The organism is Bradyrhizobium sp. UFLA05-125, from assembly GCF_059803515.1.
The window spans coordinates 1-17,628 of the sequence record NZ_JBANBJ010000097.1; the positions used below are offsets into that span (position 1 = coordinate 1).

At 62.3% G+C, this 17,628-nt stretch carries 16 protein-coding genes; 8 read left to right on the plus strand and 8 right to left on the minus strand.

All coding sequences use genetic code 11. The features are described 5' to 3' along the window. The 3 genes from SO156_RS41565 to SO156_RS41575 all read left to right on the plus strand — a co-directional run. Window positions 1-1,248, plus strand: a 1,248-nt coding sequence (locus tag SO156_RS41565) for a sugar ABC transporter ATP-binding protein (protein WP_498538847.1), incomplete at its 5' end; no start/stop codon positions are given. Beyond that, window positions 1,245-2,207: an ABC transporter permease gene (locus tag SO156_RS41570; protein ID WP_458146728.1), complete on the plus strand. Its 963-nt coding sequence runs from the start codon at window positions 1,245-1,247 to the stop codon at window positions 2,205-2,207. The genes SO156_RS41565 and SO156_RS41570, both read left to right, overlap by 4 nt. After that, entirely contained in the window at window positions 2,204-3,178 is a 975-nt protein-coding gene (locus SO156_RS41575) for an ABC transporter permease (protein ID WP_498538848.1), read from the plus strand. The genes SO156_RS41570 and SO156_RS41575 overlap by 4 nt, the downstream gene beginning before the upstream one ends. Here SO156_RS41575 and SO156_RS41580 read toward each other — a convergent pair. Continuing rightward, entirely contained in the window at window positions 3,152-4,093 is a 942-nt protein-coding gene (locus SO156_RS41580) for an amidohydrolase family protein (protein ID WP_498538849.1), read from the minus strand. The genes SO156_RS41575 and SO156_RS41580 overlap by 27 nt on opposite strands. 86 nt (window positions 4,094-4,179) lie before the next feature. Between SO156_RS41580 and SO156_RS41585 the strand changes: the two genes are divergently transcribed. Further along, window positions 4,180-4,524: a RidA family protein gene (locus tag SO156_RS41585; protein ID WP_458146725.1), complete on the plus strand. Its 345-nt coding sequence runs from the start codon at window positions 4,180-4,182 to the stop codon at window positions 4,522-4,524. Window positions 4,525-4,670: 146 nt separating this feature from the next. Continuing rightward, entirely contained in the window at window positions 4,671-5,861 is a 1,191-nt protein-coding gene (locus tag SO156_RS41590; protein WP_498538850.1) for a hypothetical protein, read from the plus strand. A gap of 67 nt (window positions 5,862-5,928) precedes the next feature. Here the strand turns inward: SO156_RS41590 and eda are convergent, their stop codons facing one another. The 3 genes from eda to zwf form a co-directional block, all read right to left on the minus strand. Beyond that, window positions 5,929-6,603, minus strand: coding sequence for a bifunctional 4-hydroxy-2-oxoglutarate aldolase/2-dehydro-3-deoxy-phosphogluconate aldolase (eda, locus tag SO156_RS41595; RefSeq protein WP_458146723.1), 675 nt, complete (start codon window positions 6,601-6,603; stop codon window positions 5,929-5,931). Further along, on the minus strand, window positions 6,600-8,432 hold the full coding sequence (gene edd, locus SO156_RS41600; protein ID WP_458146722.1) for a phosphogluconate dehydratase: 1,833 nt from the start codon (window positions 8,430-8,432) through the stop codon (window positions 6,600-6,602). The genes eda and edd overlap by 4 nt, the downstream gene beginning before the upstream one ends. 92 nt (window positions 8,433-8,524) lie before the next feature. Next, the gene (gene zwf / locus SO156_RS41605; protein WP_498538866.1) at window positions 8,525-10,009 is read right to left on the minus strand and encodes a glucose-6-phosphate dehydrogenase; all 1,485 of its coding nucleotides are present in this window, start codon (window positions 10,007-10,009) and stop codon (window positions 8,525-8,527) included. Window positions 10,010-10,432: 423 nt separating this feature from the next. Between zwf and SO156_RS41610 the strand changes: the two genes are divergently transcribed. Continuing rightward, the gene (locus tag SO156_RS41610; protein WP_498538851.1) at window positions 10,433-11,662 is read left to right on the plus strand and encodes an ROK family transcriptional regulator; all 1,230 of its coding nucleotides are present in this window, start codon (window positions 10,433-10,435) and stop codon (window positions 11,660-11,662) included. Between the two features lie 52 nt (window positions 11,663-11,714). Beyond that, window positions 11,715-12,665: a carbohydrate kinase family protein gene (locus SO156_RS41615; protein WP_498538852.1), complete on the plus strand. Its 951-nt coding sequence runs from the start codon at window positions 11,715-11,717 to the stop codon at window positions 12,663-12,665. A gap of 82 nt (window positions 12,666-12,747) precedes the next feature. Here SO156_RS41615 and SO156_RS41620 read toward each other — a convergent pair whose 3' ends face one another. The 3 genes from SO156_RS41620 to SO156_RS41630 form a co-directional block, all read right to left on the minus strand. Then, window positions 12,748-13,566 (minus strand): ATP-binding cassette domain-containing protein, encoded by an 819-nt coding sequence (locus SO156_RS41620; protein ID WP_449382771.1) that lies wholly within the window; start codon window positions 13,564-13,566, stop codon window positions 12,748-12,750. Then, complete coding sequence (locus SO156_RS41625; RefSeq protein WP_498538853.1) at window positions 13,542-14,624, minus strand: ABC transporter permease; 1,083 nt, start codon at window positions 14,622-14,624, stop codon at window positions 13,542-13,544. The genes SO156_RS41620 and SO156_RS41625 overlap by 25 nt, the downstream gene beginning before the upstream one ends. A 124-nt stretch (window positions 14,625-14,748) precedes the next feature. Continuing rightward, the gene (locus SO156_RS41630; RefSeq protein ID WP_458146717.1) at window positions 14,749-15,768 is read right to left on the minus strand and encodes a sugar ABC transporter substrate-binding protein; all 1,020 of its coding nucleotides are present in this window, start codon (window positions 15,766-15,768) and stop codon (window positions 14,749-14,751) included. A gap of 193 nt (window positions 15,769-15,961) precedes the next feature. On the opposite strand from SO156_RS41630, the gene SO156_RS41635 reads away from it, so the two are divergent. Beyond that, entirely contained in the window at window positions 15,962-17,203 is a 1,242-nt protein-coding gene (locus tag SO156_RS41635) for an ROK family transcriptional regulator (RefSeq protein WP_498538854.1), read from the plus strand. A 144-nt stretch (window positions 17,204-17,347) separates the two neighbouring features. Here SO156_RS41635 and SO156_RS41640 read toward each other — a convergent pair whose 3' ends face one another. Further along, entirely contained in the window at window positions 17,348-17,548 is a 201-nt protein-coding gene (locus tag SO156_RS41640) for a hypothetical protein (protein ID WP_498538855.1), read from the minus strand. Window positions 17,549-17,628: the final 80 nt, after the last annotated feature.

The following is a 17,628-nucleotide window of genomic DNA, read 5'->3' on the forward strand; positions in this document are numbered from 1 at the left end:
CAACAGGAGCTGGGCCTCACCAGCCAGCTCTCGATCGCCGAGAACATCGGCCTTGGCGCGCTGCCGCGCCGCTATGGATTGATCGACTACCGCTCGCTCGCCAAGCGCGCGCGGGCGGCGATGGACCTCGTCGGACTCGACGAGGATTTGGCGATCCCGGTTGGCGACCTGCCCCTTGGCCGGCGCCAGATGGTCGAGATCGCCAAGGCCTTGTTTCGAGAGCCGCGCGTTCTCATCCTCGATGAGCCGACGTCGTCCTTGTCCGCGCACGAGGTCGAGACTCTGACGGGCTTGCTCGACCGCCTTCGCGCGAGAGGCGTCGCCATTCTCTACATCTCGCATCGGCTCAACGAAATCATGCGGTTGTGCCAGCACGTTACCGTCCTCAAGGACGGCGTCGTCACCGCGGATCGGTCACTCGAGGGCGTCGAGGCGGCTGATCTGGTACGACTGATGGTCGGTCGCGATACGGGCCACCTCTTCCCTGCCTGGACACGGACGGCCGAGCGCGATCTCATCGTATCGGTCGCGGGTCTTTCCGCCGGCGTCTTGCGCGACATCGACATTTCGATCCGGCGCGGCGAGGTTCTCGGCGTCGGCGGACTGGTCGGACAAGGACAAGAGGATTTGCTCCTCAGTCTCTATGGCGCCCTGCCCGCCTCCGCGCGGACCGCAGAGTTCAACGGCCGGCCGAAGCTTCCCTGGTCGGTTCGCCAGGCCAATGCGCTGGGACTTGCCTATGTACCTGCTGATCGCAAACGCGAAGGTCTGCATCTCATTCACAGCATCGACTGGAACCTCATGCTGCCGAGCTTCGCGCGCGCATTTGGGCTGTCGTTGCGTGACCGATCGAAAGAGCGCGCGCTCGCCAGAGCGCTCGCCGACCGCTTTACGATCAAAGGCGATCTCACGCGGCAAGTGCAGGCGTTATCGGGCGGCAACCAGCAGAAAGTGGCGCTGGCGAAATGGACGCCAGCCGAGCCCCAAGTTCTGTTGCTGAACGATCCGACACGCGGCGTGGACGTCGAAACAAAGCGCGAAATTTATGCGCTGTTGCGCCGTCTCGCCGGTGAAGGCAAAGCGATCGTGCTTTCAAGCTCCGATACGCCCGAACTCGTTCATCTATGCGACCGCGTCGCCGTGATGCGCGAGGGGCGGATCGTTGCCACCATTGAACGCGAGGCCTTGAGCGAAGAGGCCATTGTGGCCGCCTCGATGGGCGCGACTCCCATGAGGACGGCGGCATGAGCGCGGCCGGAAGTGCACCGCGGCTCTATTGGCCGGCACAACGACAGCGCAACCGAGGCGTTAAAGGCCTCTTGATCGTCGTAGCGGCGTTTCTCGCTCTTTACGCCTATCTCTTTCCCGGTCTCATCAGCGTGAGCGGCGTCGCAAAATTCTCACAGAGCTGGCTGCCGCTCGTGCTGGTATCGATGGCGCAAGCAATTCTCATGCTTGCCGGCGGCGTCAGCCTGGCGATCGGCGCGATGGTCAGTCTGGGCGCGGTCATCGCCGCGACCACGATGGCCGGGCCGCTCGGCGTCGCCGGTGGCGCCGCTTTGGTGATTGTCGCAGGCATCGTCACCGGCGCGACTTGCGGAATCGTCGTCGTGCGTCTTGGCCTGCCCGCCATCGTCGTCACGCTTGCCGCCTCTTTCATTGTTGGCGGCGCCGCTCTGCTGATCTTGCCAAGACCGGGCGGCACGATCCCCGTATGGCTGTCGGATTCGCTTGCCGGCGACACGCCTGTGGCCACCTTGCTCGTCATCCTCACCGTCGTCCTCTGGAAACTCTATCTCGCCACGCCCCTTGGCCTTAGCCTCTACGCGGCCGGCGAAAATTCGGTCGCGGCGTACCGCGCCGGCGTGCCCGTCGACGCGGCACGGATCGCCGCCTATGCCCTCAGCGGGCTGCTCTCGACCTGTGCGGGCCTCTTCGTCGCAGCGCAAACGGGTTCGGGCGATCCGGTGATCGGCGAGGCATTCACGCTCAACTCGATTGCGGCGGCGGTTCTCGGCGGCGTCGGCTTTCTCGGCGGCCGCGGGGTGATGCGCGGCGCGGTTGCCGGCAGCCTTCTCCTCAGCGTCATGATCAACGTCATGTATTTCCTCGGCTTCCCGCCGGTCGCTCACTACATCGCGCAAGGCGTGATCATCGTCGGCGCCGTCGCGCTGCCGGAATTTACGGCGCGCAGGAGTTCGCCATGAGGCCGAAAGAGACGGTCCGCTTTCCAAAGCTCCGGGGACGTGCGCTGGTAACGAGCCGGCCTTTCCTGACCATCCTGACGGTCGCCGCACTATGGATTGCTGCTTCCTTCGCGAAACCCGGTTTCGGCGCCTTTGGCCATCTCCGCTATCTCGTCGAGCTCGGCGCCGTCGTGGGTCTCGCCGCTATCGGGCAGACGTTCGTCGTCATTGCAGGCGGCATCGACCTTTCGGTCGGTGCCATCATTACGGTCAGCGCTGTCGGCGTACCTCTCGTCTCATTTGCCGGCGACGACAGTGGCGCGTTTGCAGCGCTCATAACCTTGGCCGTTGCGAGCGTGGTTGGGGCCATCAACGGAATCGGCGTCGCTCTCTTGCGTGCCCATCCCATGATCATGACCTTGGCCATGGCGACCTTTCTGCAAGGTCTCTTGATCTTGCTCGCCGGCGGCAGCGCGGTCTCCGCGCAGAGCCCATTGCTGGAGTGGCTCGGATCCGCCCGGCCGGGTGGCGTCCCCGCCGGTGTCCTCGTTTGGGCCGTCGCGTCGATCCTTTCGCTCATCGCGCTACACGCGACGCCGTTCGGCGCACGCGTCTTCGCGCTCGGCGCCAATTCGCTCGCAGCAACCCTCTCCGGCGTCAACGTCCGATCGACGACCGTTGCTGTATACGCGATCAGTGGCCTGACAGCCGGGATGACGGGGCTTCTCCTCCTCGGCATGAACGGCCAGGGTTACGTCGGGATCGGCGATCCGTACCTTCTTTCATCGATCGCAGCGGTCGTGCTCGGCGGAACGTCGATCCTCGGCGGTTCGGGCACATACGCCGGCTCCATTCCCGGCGCCGTACTTCTCGTGACGATCACAGCGCTCATTACGGTGGTCAACGCCTCGCCAGGGTGGCGAAGCATTCTCTTCGGATCGCTCATCCTCGCTCTACTCCTGGTCTCAGGTCGAGAGTCGCGCCGAAGATGAGGAATCGTCGAACCGGTAGAGGCGCGCCGCATTGGCAAAGAACAGAGCCGTTTGCTCATCGGCAGAAAGCTGGGAGGCGATGGTCTTGAAGGCCTGGTACACCTCATCGAACGAAGCGTGGAGCCCCGCGACTGGGAAGTCGCTGGCGAACATCGCTCGCTCAGCACCGAAGCACTCGAGGCAGTGGAGGACCACTTCGGCCAGACTTTCGAGTGTCCAGTGATGGTCATAGGCCACGAGATCCGAGATCTTGATCGACACATTGGGCGAGCGACCCAACCTCGCGAGAGCCTTCCGCCAACGCAGCATGCCATCGGGATCGCGGTCGATCGGGCTGCCGCAATGGTTGAGAACGAAAAGCTGGTTCGGAAAGTCCCGCGCCAATCTTTCGGCCCGGGCAAGCTGATCGGGAAAGACCATCAGATCGAAGGCAAGCGCGTGAGGCTCCAGCCGTGCGAGGCCGGAGCGCCATTGCGGATCGTCGATGAGATCGCCCCGAGCGGCGAAACGGCGCGCCGGGTCCTCGTTCCAGCTCAAGATATCACGGACGCCAACAACGCGCGAAAAGCGCGCCTGCGCCTCGATCAAGGCCGGGGCTTGCGCGCTCGCCAGCGGAACGTGAACGACGTAGCGCTCCGCGATCCGGTTCGTCTTGTCGAGCGTTTCGAGCCACCGCGTTTCACCGAGGCAGTCGTCGCTCGCCCAACCGGCTTCCACGTGAACGCTGCCGACGACGTTTTGCCGGGCCGCATCGCGTCGATAGTCCTCAGGGAGATAGTTGCGTCTGAGAGGCGCGAGATCACCGAAACCGCCACGCTCGCCGGCGCTGACCGCGAGCCAATGATGCCGACCGAGGCTCAGGTCCCAGAGGTGATGATGCGCGTCGATGATCGGACCGTCATACCTCAAAGTCACTCTGGCTCCCCGAAAGGCGTCGTCGCGCGCCTCCCGCTTCGACTATATCGTCCAACTGTTCGATCTCACAATGGCAAGGGCTTGCAATGATGAAATACTACAAGGTCGGCCCACGGATGGCGCAGGCGGTGACGTACAACGGCGCGGTTCATATCGCCGGCCAAGTCGCCGACAATCGCAAGGCGGACATCTCGGATCAAACGCGTGACGTTCTCTCCAAGATCGACGCTCTGCTCGCCGAAGCCGGAACCGACAAGTCCAGACTGGTCGCGGTGAACGTCTTCCTGCCGCATATCACCGATTTCGAGGCGATGAACCGCATCTATGACGCCTGGGTCGATCCAGAGAGGCCGCCGGCACGGGCCTGCGTCGAGGCACGGCTCGCTGACCCGGACTTGCGCATCGAGATAACCGCCATCGCAGCGCTGTAGACGGCGATTTGCCTTGTTCTCTTGAGATCCCAATGCGAGCAATTCTGGCTTGATGATGAAAGATCATTCAGTCTGCAGCGGCGATGATATTGACGCATGCAAATTCTATCTCTGCAAAAAAGTGCTTTCGCGCTGAAAGGTCACCAATGCATCGCTCAATGTGGACTTACGGCTGGGACCTGCTGGATATAGGCTTCGATCGCGTCATCGACGAACTGCGAGACCGCGCTGGCGTGAACAGCGTGAGCCTCGCGACGTCCTACCACGCGGGCCGCTTCCTTCAACCGCGCAGCCCGGTCCGCAAGGCCTATTTTCCCGAAGACGGGACAATCTACTTTCATCCGACGCCGTCGCGTTGGGACGGGGTGGCGATCCGGCCGAAGGTCGCCGATATCATCGCGCAGGGCGGAGATGTCTTGCGGGAACTCGTGCGGCGTCGCGACACCGGTGGCCTGAAGGTCTGTTGCTGGACAGTGTGCCTGCACAATACGCGCCTTGGTCTCCTTCACCCTGGCGTTACGACGCGCAATGCGTTCGGCGATCCGAACCATTATAGTCTCTGTCCGTCCCATCCCGACGCGCGCGCCTATGTCTGCGCCCTGGTCGAGGACGTCACTCACGCCTACCGCCCGGACATCGTCGAACTCGAGAGTCCGTCCTTCATGGGCTTCGCTCATGAATTCCATCACGAGAAGGACGGCGTCGGCCTGACGGCCGAGGACGATTTTGCCCTGTCGCTTTGCTTCTGCGAGTGCTGTCGCGCACGTGCCGGGGCGGCCGGCGTCGACGCCGAGGCGGCCCGCCGTCTGGTCGTACAATGGATCGTCGAGGCGTGCGAGCGCGAGACGCCGCAACCGCGTTTTCCGGAGTTTCCTGCCCGCGGTCTCGACAGCTTCCGCCAATTTCCAGCGCTGTATGAGTATCTTCTTTGGCGAACGGAGCCGGTGACAAGTCTCATCGCGGAAATGAAGGCTCGCGCACACGCGGATAGTCGCATCGTCCTGATTGATGTTGCCAACGGCTGGCTCGGAGGCTGCGATCTCGAAGCGATAGGCAAGGTCTGCGACGGGGCGATTCTTTGCGTTTATGGACGTTCGCCGGATGAATGCGCCGCGACCCTGACGCAGGGCAAAGCAGCGCTTGGGGACGAAAAGTTTCTTGGCGCCGGGCTCCGCGTGTTTCCACATGACGTCGCCGGCGCCGAAGGCCTGAGACGCCAAGTCGACGCCTGCGTAAGGGCTGGCGCCAAAGGGCTGAACTTTTACAACTATGGTCTGGTCCCAGCGCCCCGGCTGGACTGGATCGGGAGGACGCTCGAAGGGCTACCCGTCCAGTAAACGCCATCGCAAGAAATCGTAGTTTGAAGCGCAAATTCGCCAGTTGATGGAGCCAGCAGACTACGCGTCAAAACGGCAACGGTCCGACTTGCCGTTTCATTTTCTGCAGTCCTGCCGCTTGCTTGCTGGCGGCGGTCACAGCCTCCCAGTCGCGCGCAGCGATCGCTTCGGGACTGAGCATCCAGGAGCCGCCGACGCAGATCACGTTGGGGAGTGCGAAGTAGTTCGGGGCGGTTTCCGGGGTCAACCCGCCAGTTGGGCAAAACTGCAGTTGAGGTAACGGCGAAGCCAGCGCCTTCAGATAGGGCATCCCGCCGGCCGGCTCCGCTGGAAAGAATTTTGCAAACCGATAACCGCGCGCGATCAGCGCCATCGCCTCGGAAGCACTGGCGACTCCGGGCAGAAGCGGCATCCCCGAAGCGCCCGCCGCGTTGAGCAACGCATCCGTCGCGCCGGGCGACACCGCGAAGCGGGCGCCGGCTTCACGCGCCACCTCCAGCTGACGAGGGCTGAGCACCGTACCAGCGCCGACAATCGCGCCCTCGACTTCAGTGGCAATGATGCGAATCGCTTCGAGTGCGGCCTGCGTGCGCAGGGTCACTTCGATGGCGGACAGACCACCAGCGACCAAGGCACGCGCCAATGAGATGGCGTCGACCAGCTTTTCGATCACCACGACGGGAACGACCGGCGCGCGGCACAAAATGTCCTTGAGTCCGCTCTGCGGAAGAAAAGACGTCATGCATTCACCCCCCAGAAAATGCTGGCACCGCCATCTGCAGGGCCGACGGACGCACGCAATTGGGAGAAGAGTTCGCGGCCGATTCCGACCTGCGAGGCCGACAGATCTTCGCTGGCAAGCGGACGGGCCGCCCATTCGTCGGCAGGCACCCGAACGGTCAACGTTCCCGCGACTGCATCCAGGCGGATGAAGTCACCGTCGCGGATCTTGGCAATCGGGCCTCCGTCGAGCGCTTCCGGTGTGAGATGGATCGCAGCGGGCACCTTGCCTGAGGCGCCCGACATCCGGCCGTCGGTGACAAGCGCAACCTTGAAGCCGCGATCCTGCAAGACGCCCAGCGGCGGCATCAGCTTGTGAAGTTCCGGCATGCCGATCGCGCGCGGTCCCTGAAAGCGGATCACGGCGATGAAATCGCGCTCGAGTTTCCCGGCCTTGAAGGCCGCTTGCAACTCCTCCTGCGAATGAAACACCAGCGCCGGCGCCTCAATAACATGCCTTTCAGGCGCGACCGCGGAGGTCTTGATGACCGCCCTGCCAAGATCGCCTTCGAGAATTCGCAAGCCGCCGGTGGGGCTGAAGGGCCTCTCGACGCCGCGCAGAATCGCATCGTCGGCGCTCGTGGCCGGCCCTTCTCGCCAGACGACTGCGCCAGAATTGCTGAGGATCGGCTCCTGGCGGTACGAGGCCAATGTCCCTGCAAAAGTGGTTGCCGCGTCTGCATGCAGCAGACCCGCGTCGAGCAATTCACGGATGACAAAGATCGTGCCGCCGGCAGCATGAAATTGATTCACGTCAGCCCGGCCATTCGGATAGACCCGCGCCAGCAACGGGATGACTTCAGCAACCTGTTCGAAATCGCGCAGGTGCAGCGTCAGTCCGGCCGCTGCCGCCATGGCAACAAGATGGATCACAGCGTTCGTCGAACCGCCTGTCGCGGCGAGGCCAGCCATTGCATTGACGAAGGAACGCTCGTCGATCATGCGGCCGACGGGCAAGAACTGCGAACCCAATGCGCTGAGCCCGATGACCTGCCGGACCGCCGCTCTGGTCAGGGCCTCGCGCAGGAGCGTGTCCGGATTAACGAAGGATGCGCCTGGCATCTGCAGGCCCATGAATTCCAGGAGCATCTGATTGGTGTTGGCCGTGCCGTAGAATGTGCAGGTGCCCGGCGCATGATAGGATCGCGCTTCGACTTCTAATAGAGCGGTTCGATCAACCTTGCCCTCGGCGAAGAGCTGGCGAACGCGATTCTTCTCGGCGTTTGGAATGCCCGACGGCATCGGCCCGGAGGGAATGAAGATCGCCGGCAAGTGGCCAAACGACAACGCGCCGATCACGAGGCCGGGTACAATCTTGTCGCAGACGCCCAGGAGCGCAACCGCATCGAACGTTTGGTGCGACAAGGCGACCGCGACCGACAATGCAATGACGTCGCGTGAAAACAGGGAAAGCTCCATGCCGGCCTCGCCCTGTGTGATCCCATCGCACATTGCGGGAACACCACCCGCAACCTGGGCAGTCGCACCAATCGCGCGCGCTTCGGACCGGATCAGTTCCGGATAATGCTCATAAGGTTTGTGGGCGGAGAGCATGTCGTTGTAGGCGGTGACAACGCCTAAATTTGGCTTCACGCCCTGGCGCAACGCATCCTTGTCGTTTGCCGCGCAAGCGGCAAAACCATGCGCCTGATTGGCGCAGCCCAAACGGCGGCGGTGAGGCGCCCCGGACGCTGCGCTGGCGATACGATCGAGATAGCGTGACCGTGCATCCCGGCTGCGCCGGACGATTGCCTCTGTGACCTCGCCAATTCTCTCGTTCAAAGTAGCCATTCCTGGACCTCTGTCTCTTGTGTGAACTGCTTGGAGCTCAGCGTGTCGCTTGTTTCGAAGGCTTTAGGCGCCAGCAACTCTTTCTGGCTCCGTTACGCCCATTCACCGTCCTCGACCCACGTCCGACCATCGCGCTCGATAAGGGCAATCGCGGCCGAGGGTCCCCAACTGCCGGCGACATAGGGGCGCGGCGGCTCTTTCGAGTCCGACCAAGCTTGGCGGATCGGATCGATGAACGCCCAGGCGGCCTCGACCTCATCGCGTCGCATGAACAAGGTGGCGTTGCCGCGGATCACGTCCATCAGCAACCGCTCATAGGCCTCGGGTGCATGGCCTCCAAAAGCCTTCGAGAAGCTCATGTCGAGCGATACATGCTGAAGTCGGAATCCACCCGGTCCCGGTTCCTTGATCATCAACCAGAGCTTGATGCCTTCATCAGGTTGAAGCCGGATGACGAGCTTGGTCTGATGAACCTTACCCGCACTCGCCGCGAACAGCGCGTGCGGGGCCTTACGGAAGGTGACGACGATCTCGGAAATGCGTTCGGGCAGTCTCTTGCCGGTCCGCAGATAGAAGGGCACGCCCGCCCAGCGCCAGTTTTCGATCTCGAGCTTCAGCGCGACAAAGGTCTCGGTGGCGCTGTCAGGGTCGCCAACTTCCTCGGCATAGCCGCGCACCGCTTCGCCAAACGCGGCGCCCGCACGATATTGCCCCCGCACAGTCCGCTCGGCAGCATTGCTCGCGTCGATCTTCAGCAGCGACTGGAGCACCTTGCGCTTTTCATCGCGCACCGCGTCGGCTGTGAGCGACGCCGGCGGCTCCATCGCTACGAGACAAAGCAATTGCAGGAGATGGTTCTGCACCATGTCGCGCAGCGCACCCGACTTATCGTAATAGCCAGCGCGACTCTCTACGCCGATGCTTTCGGACACGGTAATCTGGATGTGGTCGATATGACCCGAGTTCCAAAGGGGCTCGAACAAGGCGTTGGCGAAACGCAACGCCATGAGATTCTGCACCGTTTCTTTGCCGAGATAGTGATCGATGCGGAAAATCTGGCTTTCGGCAAACACCTCGCCGAGAGCGTCGTTAATCTCGGCGGCCGACGCGCCGTCCTTGCCGATGGGTTTCTCGACGATCACACGCGTCGCGTTCGTGATCAATTGATGCGCCGAAAGCCGATCGGCAATCCTCCCGAACAAGTCGGGCGACGTGGCCAAGTAGAAAGCCCGAACGCGCGCGGGGTCGTCGCCGAGACCAGCTTTGAGGTCCGCCCAACCGAGATCACCGCCCGCGTCCACGATGACATAGTCCAGCAAGTCGACAAAGCTTGCGAGCGCGTCAGTATTGCAAGCGCGAGCCGGATCGAAGCGTTTCAGGGCATCGCCGACGGCGACGGCGAATTCCTGCCTGCTCATCCGCTGCCGCGACACGGCGATGACGCGCGTTCCCGGTGAAAGCTGACCTTCATGGTGACGGCGAAACAGCGCCGGATAGAGCTTGCGGTAGGACAGATCGCCAGTCCCACCGAAAACCACCAGATCGAAGGGTTCGACTTGAAGAGCTTGCGTGATCATTTTCAAGACAGCTGCCTCATGTTTCGCGGCGATCAGACTGCACCCTTACCGGCAGACGTCGTCGGCCTGACGTCGCGGAAACGCTGCCGCTCAGGCGGGCGAGCAGCCCGCGACTGCTTCGTATGAAGGGACTGCCGCGACCTGATCGGACGCGGACATGCCCTCCTCGCAAACATCACTCCGGCTTTCGCGATCGGTTCGTGGGAGCGACTTCGGCTCAACGTCGCCACAAGGTCCAAAGCCTGAGTCCCGGCGCGGACTTACCCTCCCATCCACCCGGCGCTATGTCAATAACTAAATCATTTTGGTTTATTAATTGACGCCTCGCCGGCGCCATGCTAAGCGCCAAGGCAGCCCAAGAAGGGACATTTGCGTCTCTTCAGAGCCGGATTCCGGAATTTGCGTATCCCTTCAACAGCCCCGATGACACCTGAGGGAGCCGTAACGCCCCTGGCTGGCGAGCGATCTCGCGGCACCAATCTGGTTGGCGTTCGCGCCTATAACGAGCGGCTTGTTCTCTCTCTCGTGCGCCGGTTTTCCAGTTTACCGAAGGCTGAGATCGCGAGGTTGACCGGCCTTTCGGCCCAGACCGCCTCCGTCATCGTCAAGGCGCTGGAGTCGGACGGATTGCTGCTTCGGATGGAGCCCAATCGCGGTCGCGTCGGGCAGCCCTCGGTGCCCCTGAAGCTGAATCCCGACGGCGCATTCGCGCTCGGCCTCCACATCGGCCGTCGCACCGCGAGCCTCATGCTGATGGACTTCGTCGGATCGGTGCGCGATCAGATCCATTGTTCCTTCGCCTACCCGGATGTCGACGATCTCCTCAGGTTCACTGCAGACAGCCTGGTTGAGCTGACTGGAAAGTTGGGCAGCGCACAGAAGCAACGGATCGCCGGTCTTGGCGTTGCGGTTCCTTTCGAATTGTGGAATTGGCGCAGCGAAGTCGGCGCACCTCATGCTTCGCTCGAAGCCTGGCGCAACTGCAATCTGCAAGCCGAGCTCGAATCTCTCAGCGGTCTGCCCGTTTCGATTTCAAATGACGCAACGGCCGCCTGCGGCGCAGAGCTGACTTTCGGCAGCGGCGGCGAATATGAAGACTTCCTCTATGTCTTCGTCGGCTATTTTGCCGGCGGCGGCGTCGTTCTCAACGGCGAGCTTTATTCGGGGCGTCAGGGAAACGCCGGCGCGCTCGGCTCCATGCCGGTGCTCGTCAAGAACCGAAGCACGGGAGCTGCGGAAAGGCGGCAACTGATTCATTCGGCGTCACTGCACAGCCTGGAAAAGCGTCTGATTGGTGCCGGTCTTGACCCCGTCGCATTCTTCGGATCACAGGACTGGGAAAGCCTCGGCCCGGTTCTCGATGACTGGCTTGAAGAAGCGTCGGATAGCCTCGCGCAAGCGATTGTCGCATCGGCATCGGTGCTCGACTTCAGTCAGGTCGTCATCGACGGTGGCTTTCCAGCGCACATCCGGCAGCGGCTCGTCACTCTCGTGCGCGAGAAAAAAAGCGCTTCCGATCTGCAAGGGCTTTCACCTTTCGAGATTGGCGAAGGGTCGATTGGAGCCAATGCCCGCACGATGGGCGCCGCGAGTCTTCCCTTCTTCGCCCGCTTTCTCCTCGACCAAAATGTGCTGTTCAAGGGGGACAGCTAGTGCCGAAGGGATTCAATCACTTGCTTAGGTGCGCCACCAGGACGATCGCCCCATGATCCTTGTTTGCGGCGAAGCCCTGGCGGATCTGTTCGTCGTTGAAAGGCCGGATTCCGGTCTGACTGCGCGAGTGACCTTGGGTGGCTCCCCACTGAACGTGGCCATTGGCCTAGCGCGACTTGAGGAAACAGCAGCATTTTGCGGTGGGATTTCCTCCGATCGTTTGGGCATGGCCCTGCGACGAAAGCTGGAATCGGAGCGGGTCGCTCTCGATTACGTCGTCAACTCGGATCGCCTGACGACGATTTCAATCGTTACGACTGACCCGTCGGGGCAGCCGAGCTATTCGTTCCACGGCGAAGGCAAGGCAGACCGGGAAGTCGGCATCGACGCATTGCCAGGTTCATTGCCGGCCGAAGTTTGCGCGCTCACATTCGGATCCTATACGCTGGCTGTGGCCCCCGTTGCGGATGCCTATCTCGCGCTCGCCAGGCGCGAAGCTGGCCGCCGCGTGATATCCGTCGACCCCAATCTGCGTCCGACCGTCACACCCAACCTCGAGGATTGGAAAAGACGCTTCGGCGCCTTCCTGTCGATCGCAGACATTGTCAAGGCAAGCGAGGAAGATATCGCCGCGGCTTACGGCGAGGATGCGAAGACCGATGAGGTCGTCGCCGACTGGTTTGCGTCGGGTCCTTCGATTGTTCTCGTCACGCACGGCGGCAATGGCGCGACCAGCTACCTGAAAAGCGGCGAAAAATTCTCGGTGCCGGGGAAACCGATCAATGTCGTCGACACGGTCGGCGCCGGGGACACGTTCCACGCCGCGATTTTGAGCCATCTTAGCAGCTCGGGCAAATTGAGCAAAGAATGCATCGCAGATTTGACCGCGCCGGAGCTGGCTCACGCGATCGAATTCGCCGTGACGGCGGCCGCCATCACTTGCTCCCGACAAGGCGCGGATCTGCCGAGAAAAGCAGAGGTCGAGGCATGGATCAGTGGATGAGTGCGGCCACCGATAACCATCCGACAGCCCGGATCGCACCCCCATCGCAAATTGGGATGCGATCTATCTTGGCTTGAGTCCCTTAGGCCGCAATCTCAGCAGGTACGCGCGCGCCGGTCATGAAAGCCACCGCATCCGACATCGTATAGGACTTGGGATCTATCACCGTCAATCGCCGACCAAGCCGATGAATATGGATGCGATCGGCGATCTCGAACACGTGTGGCATGTTGTGGCTGATCAGGACCACGGAAACGCCCCTCCGCCGCACGTCGAGGATCAACTCCAGCACACGACGCGATTCCTTGACGCCAAGCGCCGCAGTCGGTTCGTCCATGATCACCACGCGCGAGCCGAAAGCGGCGGCTCTTGCGACTGCCACGCCCTGGCGTTGACCACCCGACAAAGTCTCGACACGCTGATTAATGCTCTGCACAGTCATGAGACCAAGCTCGGTGAGCTTCTGGCGTGCGATGCGCTGCATGGCCTTCCGGTCGAGCATGCGGCAGATCGAACCGAGCGGGCCCGGCCGGCGCAATTCCCGGCCGAGAAACATGTTGTCGGCGATCGAAAGGCTCGGCGACAGCGCAAGCGTTTGATAGACGGTCTCGATGCCGGCGGCCTGCGCATCGAGCGGCGAGCGGAATGCGACTGGCCTACCATCGAGCCTGATCTCGCCGGCATCAGGAACAAGTGCGCCCGAAAGTGCGCGGATGAGTGAGGATTTTCCCGCGCCGTTGTCTCCGATCACGGCGAGGATTTCACCCGGATAGAGATCGAAGTCGGCGTGATCGAGCGCCGTCACGCGGCCATAGCGCTTGACGAGGCCGCGCGCCTGCACGAGCGGTTCGGAGTTCTGAACGTTCGCAGCTATGCTCATGCCGACACCTTGCGAATCCATTGATCAAGCGCCACGGCGATGATGATCAACCAGCCGACGGCGAATTCCTGCCAGAGCACGTCCACATCGGACAGCGCGAGTCCGTTTCGGAACACGCCCACGATCAGGGCACCGATCAGCGTGCCGATGATCGACCCGCGCCCGCCGAACAGGCTGGCGCCGCCGACCACCACCGCCGTGATGCTGTCGAGATTGGCCGTCTGGCCGGCCTGCGGGCTGATCGAACCGATGCGCCCGATCAGAGCCCAAGCGCCGAGCGAGCAAATCATGCCGGCAATCACGTAGACGGAGAACAGGATGCGGTCGGTCCTGATGCCGGCGAGCCGCGCGGCATCGGGATCATCGCCAACCGCATAGAGATGGCGGCCGAAGGCTGTGCGATTGAGCACGAACCAGATCAAGGCGATGAGCCCCAGCATGAAGAAGGAACCATAGGTAAAGCGGGCCCCCAGGACGTCCACCGGTTTTCCGAGCGCCTGGAGCAGCGGGGCAACTTTCGCCACTTCCTGCGAACGGATGGTTTCCGAGGCGGAGTACCAGAGATTGAGGGCGAAAAAGATCGACCAGGTCCCGAGCGTCACGATGAAGGGCGGCAGCTTCACGCGCGTGACAAGCGTGCCATTGAGAGCCCCACAGCCTGCGCCAACGGCGATGCCGATCACAAGCGCCAGTGGAGCAGCCAGTCCCATGGTGACTGCAAGCTTGCCCATGATCACGGAGCACAGCACCATGATGGCCCCAACCGACAAATCGATGCCAGCGGTGATCACGATCAACGTCTGAGCCGCGCCAATCACACCGATGATCGTGACCTGCTGGATGATCAGCGACAGATTGAACATCGATAGAAAGCGCGGGCCGACGATGAGTCCGAACGCCGCAACGCCGAGCAGGAGCACGATCGCCGGCACCGCGGTCGGATTGGCATGCAGAAAGTGCTGAAGCTTCTGCAACGGCGATCTTGCACGCACCTCGAATTCGGCCACGCGCGGCTCGCTCTTGTCGACGAGAAGCTCGAAGGCCTGGGCAGCGGGTCGGCTGTTGCCGATATCGGTCATGGCCGTTTTCCTCGTTGCATGCGTAAGACGCGCCCATAGCGCTCGGGGCGAAAGTCTCCGCTGTTGTCTGGCGCCCGGATTCCGGGCGCCTCTCCTCGCCAAAGGTAAAAAGTCAGCGACGGGATCAACCCCAGCATTTCTTCAAGGCGGCGGCGCTGTCGATCGATGGCAGGTCCGCTGCCGGCTTGTCGGTGACGAGCTCGACGCCCGTGTTGAAGAAGTCGAGTCCGGGCGAAGCCTTAGGCTTTCCGCCATCGGCGGCGAAGGCCTTCACCGCCTCGACGCCTTTCGCCGCCATCAGCAGCGGAAACTGCATCGACGTGGCACCGATCACCCCATCCTTCACGTTGCGCACGCCGGGGCAACCGCCGTCGACGGAAACGATCAGCACGTCCTTGTCGCGACCGACCGAACGCAAGGCTTCGTAGGCGCCCGCCGCGGCCGGCTCGTTGATGGTGTAGACGAGCGAGATGCCGGGGTCTTTTTGCAGCAGGTTTTCCATCGCCTTGCGACCGCCTTCCTCACTGCCGAGCGTCACATCGTGACCGACGATGCGCGCATCCTTCTCGTCGCCGATCTTGGCGGGATTGCCGAGATCGATTCCAAAGCCCTTCAGGAAGCCCTGATCCCGGGCAACGTCGACCGAGATCTGGTTCACGTTGAGGTCCAGAAGTGCGATCTTCGCAGATGCCGCCTTGGCGCCGAGCGTTTTCGCGGCCCACTCCCCGATCAACTGACCAGCCAGAAAATTGTCGGTGGCGAATGTCGCATCGGCCGCGTTCGGCGGGTCGAGCGGGGTATCGAGGGCAATCACAAGAATGCCCGCCGCGCGCGCCTTCTCCACGGCCGGCACGATGGCGCGAGAGTCGTTCGGGGTGATCAGGATGCCTTTGGCACCGGCGGCGATCAGATTCTCGATGGCCGCCACCTGGCTCTCATTGTCGCCATCGACCTTGCCGGCAAAGGAGCGCAGCTCGACGTCATTGGCCTTGGCCGCTTCGTCGGCGCCCGCCTTCATCTTCACAAAGAACGGATTGGTGTTGGTCTTGGTGATGAGCCCGACGATCGGCTTGTCAGCGGCGGAAGCGCCGGCAGCACCGAAAGCAAGCACGAGTGCGGTGAATAGCCCGAATGACTGACGCATTGATCCCCTCCCGTGGGACGTTTGTTTGGTAAGCGGTTCGACCCCGCATGTTTGGTGATCCTAGGAGCACAGGACGCCCCGAGTCAATAAATAAATCATTCCGATTTATTAATTGACGCGCGGCTTCTCTCCGTTCACTGTGCCGGTTAGGCTGCCGCGAATGTTAGACAGCTCAAGGGTTTGGGAGCCGAGGATGGATGAAACAGCGCCGGTTACCGGGGCCAACCCGCCGGTGACTTTGCCGGGTGGAAGCCGCGGCACCACCCAGACAGGGGTGAGACTCTACAACGAGCGCCTGATCCTCTCCCTCATCCGGCGCCATCGCTGCCTCGCGAAGGTCGAAATCGCACGCCTGACCGGCCTGTCGACCCAGACTACGACGGTCATCATCAACCGGCTGGAAGCCGACGGATTGCTGCTCGCCGGCGAGCCGCAGCGGGGCCGGATCGGCCAGCCATCTGTCCCCTACTCGCTCAATCCAGACGGAGCTTTCGGGCTCGGCCTGATGATCGGCCGGCGCAGTTCCGATCTGGTGTTGATGGACTTCATCGCCGGCATCCGGGCCAGGCGCCGCACGATCTATGCCTTCCCCTTGCCTGAGGACATCATGGCGTTTGCGGAACGCGAGATGCCAAACCTTCTCGCCGCACTGCCGGAGAATTTGCATGGCAGGATCAGCGGCATCGGCGTCGCGATGCCGTTTGAATTGTGGAATTGGGAGGCTGATCTGCAAACGCCACCCGGCGCGCTCGGCAAGTGGCGCGACTTCAACGTTACCACCGAACTCTCGCGCCGCTTCGGGCCATGGCCGATCCGCGTCCACAACGACGCGACGTCGGCATGTGCGGCCGAACTCACCTTCGGTGCAGGAGCAACCTACCGCGACTTCGCTTATTTCTATGTCGGCACATTCGTCGGCGGCGGCATCGTTCTGAACGGCAGTCTGTTTCCGGGTCGTAGCGGCAACGCCGGAGCGCTCGGCTCGTTGCCGATCATGCGACGGGAAGAGAGCGGCGAGACCAGCCTTCAACAGTTAATCCGCACCGCCTCTATCTATCGACTAGAGCGTCGGCTGATCGCCGCCGGTCGACGCGGCACTGACATCTGGCTCTCGCCTGATGATTGGTCGAGCTTCGAGGAACCACTCGAGGCCTGGATTGCCGAAGCCGCCGAAGCCCTGGCGCAGGCGATCGCTGCATTGCTGGCGGTCATCGACTTTGAAGCCATCGTCATCGACGGCGCCTTTCCAGCCGACGTGCGGCGACGCCTTGTCGAGAGAACCAACGAACAATGGGCACGAATGGACCGACAGGGACTCACCGACGCCGTGGTGGTCGAAGGCTCGGTCGGTCGCGATGCGCGCGCAATTGGCGGCGCAGCTCTGCCACTGCTGGCGACCTTTGCGCGCGACCACGACGTTCTATTCAAGGAATGAATGCGGGTCTAACAACCGAGACTGCAACTCCCCATCGGACGCTCGAATACGCCGCAGGCCAGTGACTGGTACCCGCCGCGGAAACGCCCGTTCGGTATTCGGCCAGGATTTTCGTCGTGACGTCAAGGCTGCACGTGTCGAGGACTAGTTTCGCAGGCAACTGATCAAAATGGCAAGTTCGCCGTCACCGATCGGAACAAACTCGGCGAGGCGAGTTAATCGATTATGCCTCATCATCGGTTCGACCTGCTGGATCACAGCACCGTTTCTGATCAAGGCGGCCAGCGGCTCGAGCACGACGAACTCGCTCAGCTGGTCGCGGATAGGCTCGCCGAAGAGCTTCATGAATCGCGTCCGGGGCAGAGAGAGGTACGGATAAATTCCCAGGACGAAGGGGTTCGTCTCGCTCCGCTTGATACCAGTGG

What these genes read in the sequence shown, in the direction of transcription:
- SO156_RS41585 (WP_458146725.1), top strand. Translation starts at nt 4,180, where the DNA reads ATGATGAAATACTACAAGGTCGGCCCACGGATGGCGCAGGCGGTGACG.
- SO156_RS41620 (WP_449382771.1), bottom strand. Translation starts at nt 13,566, where the DNA reads ATGGATTCGCAAGGTGTCGGCATGAGCATAGCTGCGAACGTTCAGAAC.
- SO156_RS41640 (WP_498538855.1), bottom strand. Translation starts at nt 17,548, where the DNA reads ATGAAGCTCTTCGGCGAGCCTATCCGCGACCAGCTGAGCGAGTTCGTC.
- edd (WP_458146722.1), bottom strand. Translation starts at nt 8,432, where the DNA reads ATGGCTACTTTGAACGAGAGAATTGGCGAGGTCACAGAGGCAATCGTC.
- SO156_RS41575 (WP_498538848.1), top strand. Translation starts at nt 2,204, where the DNA reads ATGAGGCCGAAAGAGACGGTCCGCTTTCCAAAGCTCCGGGGACGTGCG.
- SO156_RS41615 (WP_498538852.1), top strand. Translation starts at nt 11,715, where the DNA reads ATGATCCTTGTTTGCGGCGAAGCCCTGGCGGATCTGTTCGTCGTTGAA.
- SO156_RS41635 (WP_498538854.1), top strand. Translation starts at nt 15,962, where the DNA reads ATGGATGAAACAGCGCCGGTTACCGGGGCCAACCCGCCGGTGACTTTG.
- SO156_RS41610 (WP_498538851.1), top strand. Translation starts at nt 10,433, where the DNA reads ATGACACCTGAGGGAGCCGTAACGCCCCTGGCTGGCGAGCGATCTCGC.
- SO156_RS41570 (WP_458146728.1), top strand. Translation starts at nt 1,245, where the DNA reads ATGAGCGCGGCCGGAAGTGCACCGCGGCTCTATTGGCCGGCACAACGA.
- zwf (WP_498538866.1), bottom strand. Translation starts at nt 10,009, where the DNA reads ATGATCACGCAAGCTCTTCAAGTCGAACCCTTCGATCTGGTGGTTTTC.
- SO156_RS41625 (WP_498538853.1), bottom strand. Translation starts at nt 14,624, where the DNA reads ATGACCGATATCGGCAACAGCCGACCCGCTGCCCAGGCCTTCGAGCTT.
- eda (WP_458146723.1), bottom strand. Translation starts at nt 6,603, where the DNA reads ATGACGTCTTTTCTTCCGCAGAGCGGACTCAAGGACATTTTGTGCCGC.
- SO156_RS41630 (WP_458146717.1), bottom strand. Translation starts at nt 15,768, where the DNA reads ATGCGTCAGTCATTCGGGCTATTCACCGCACTCGTGCTTGCTTTCGGT.
- SO156_RS41590 (WP_498538850.1), top strand. Translation starts at nt 4,671, where the DNA reads ATGCATCGCTCAATGTGGACTTACGGCTGGGACCTGCTGGATATAGGC.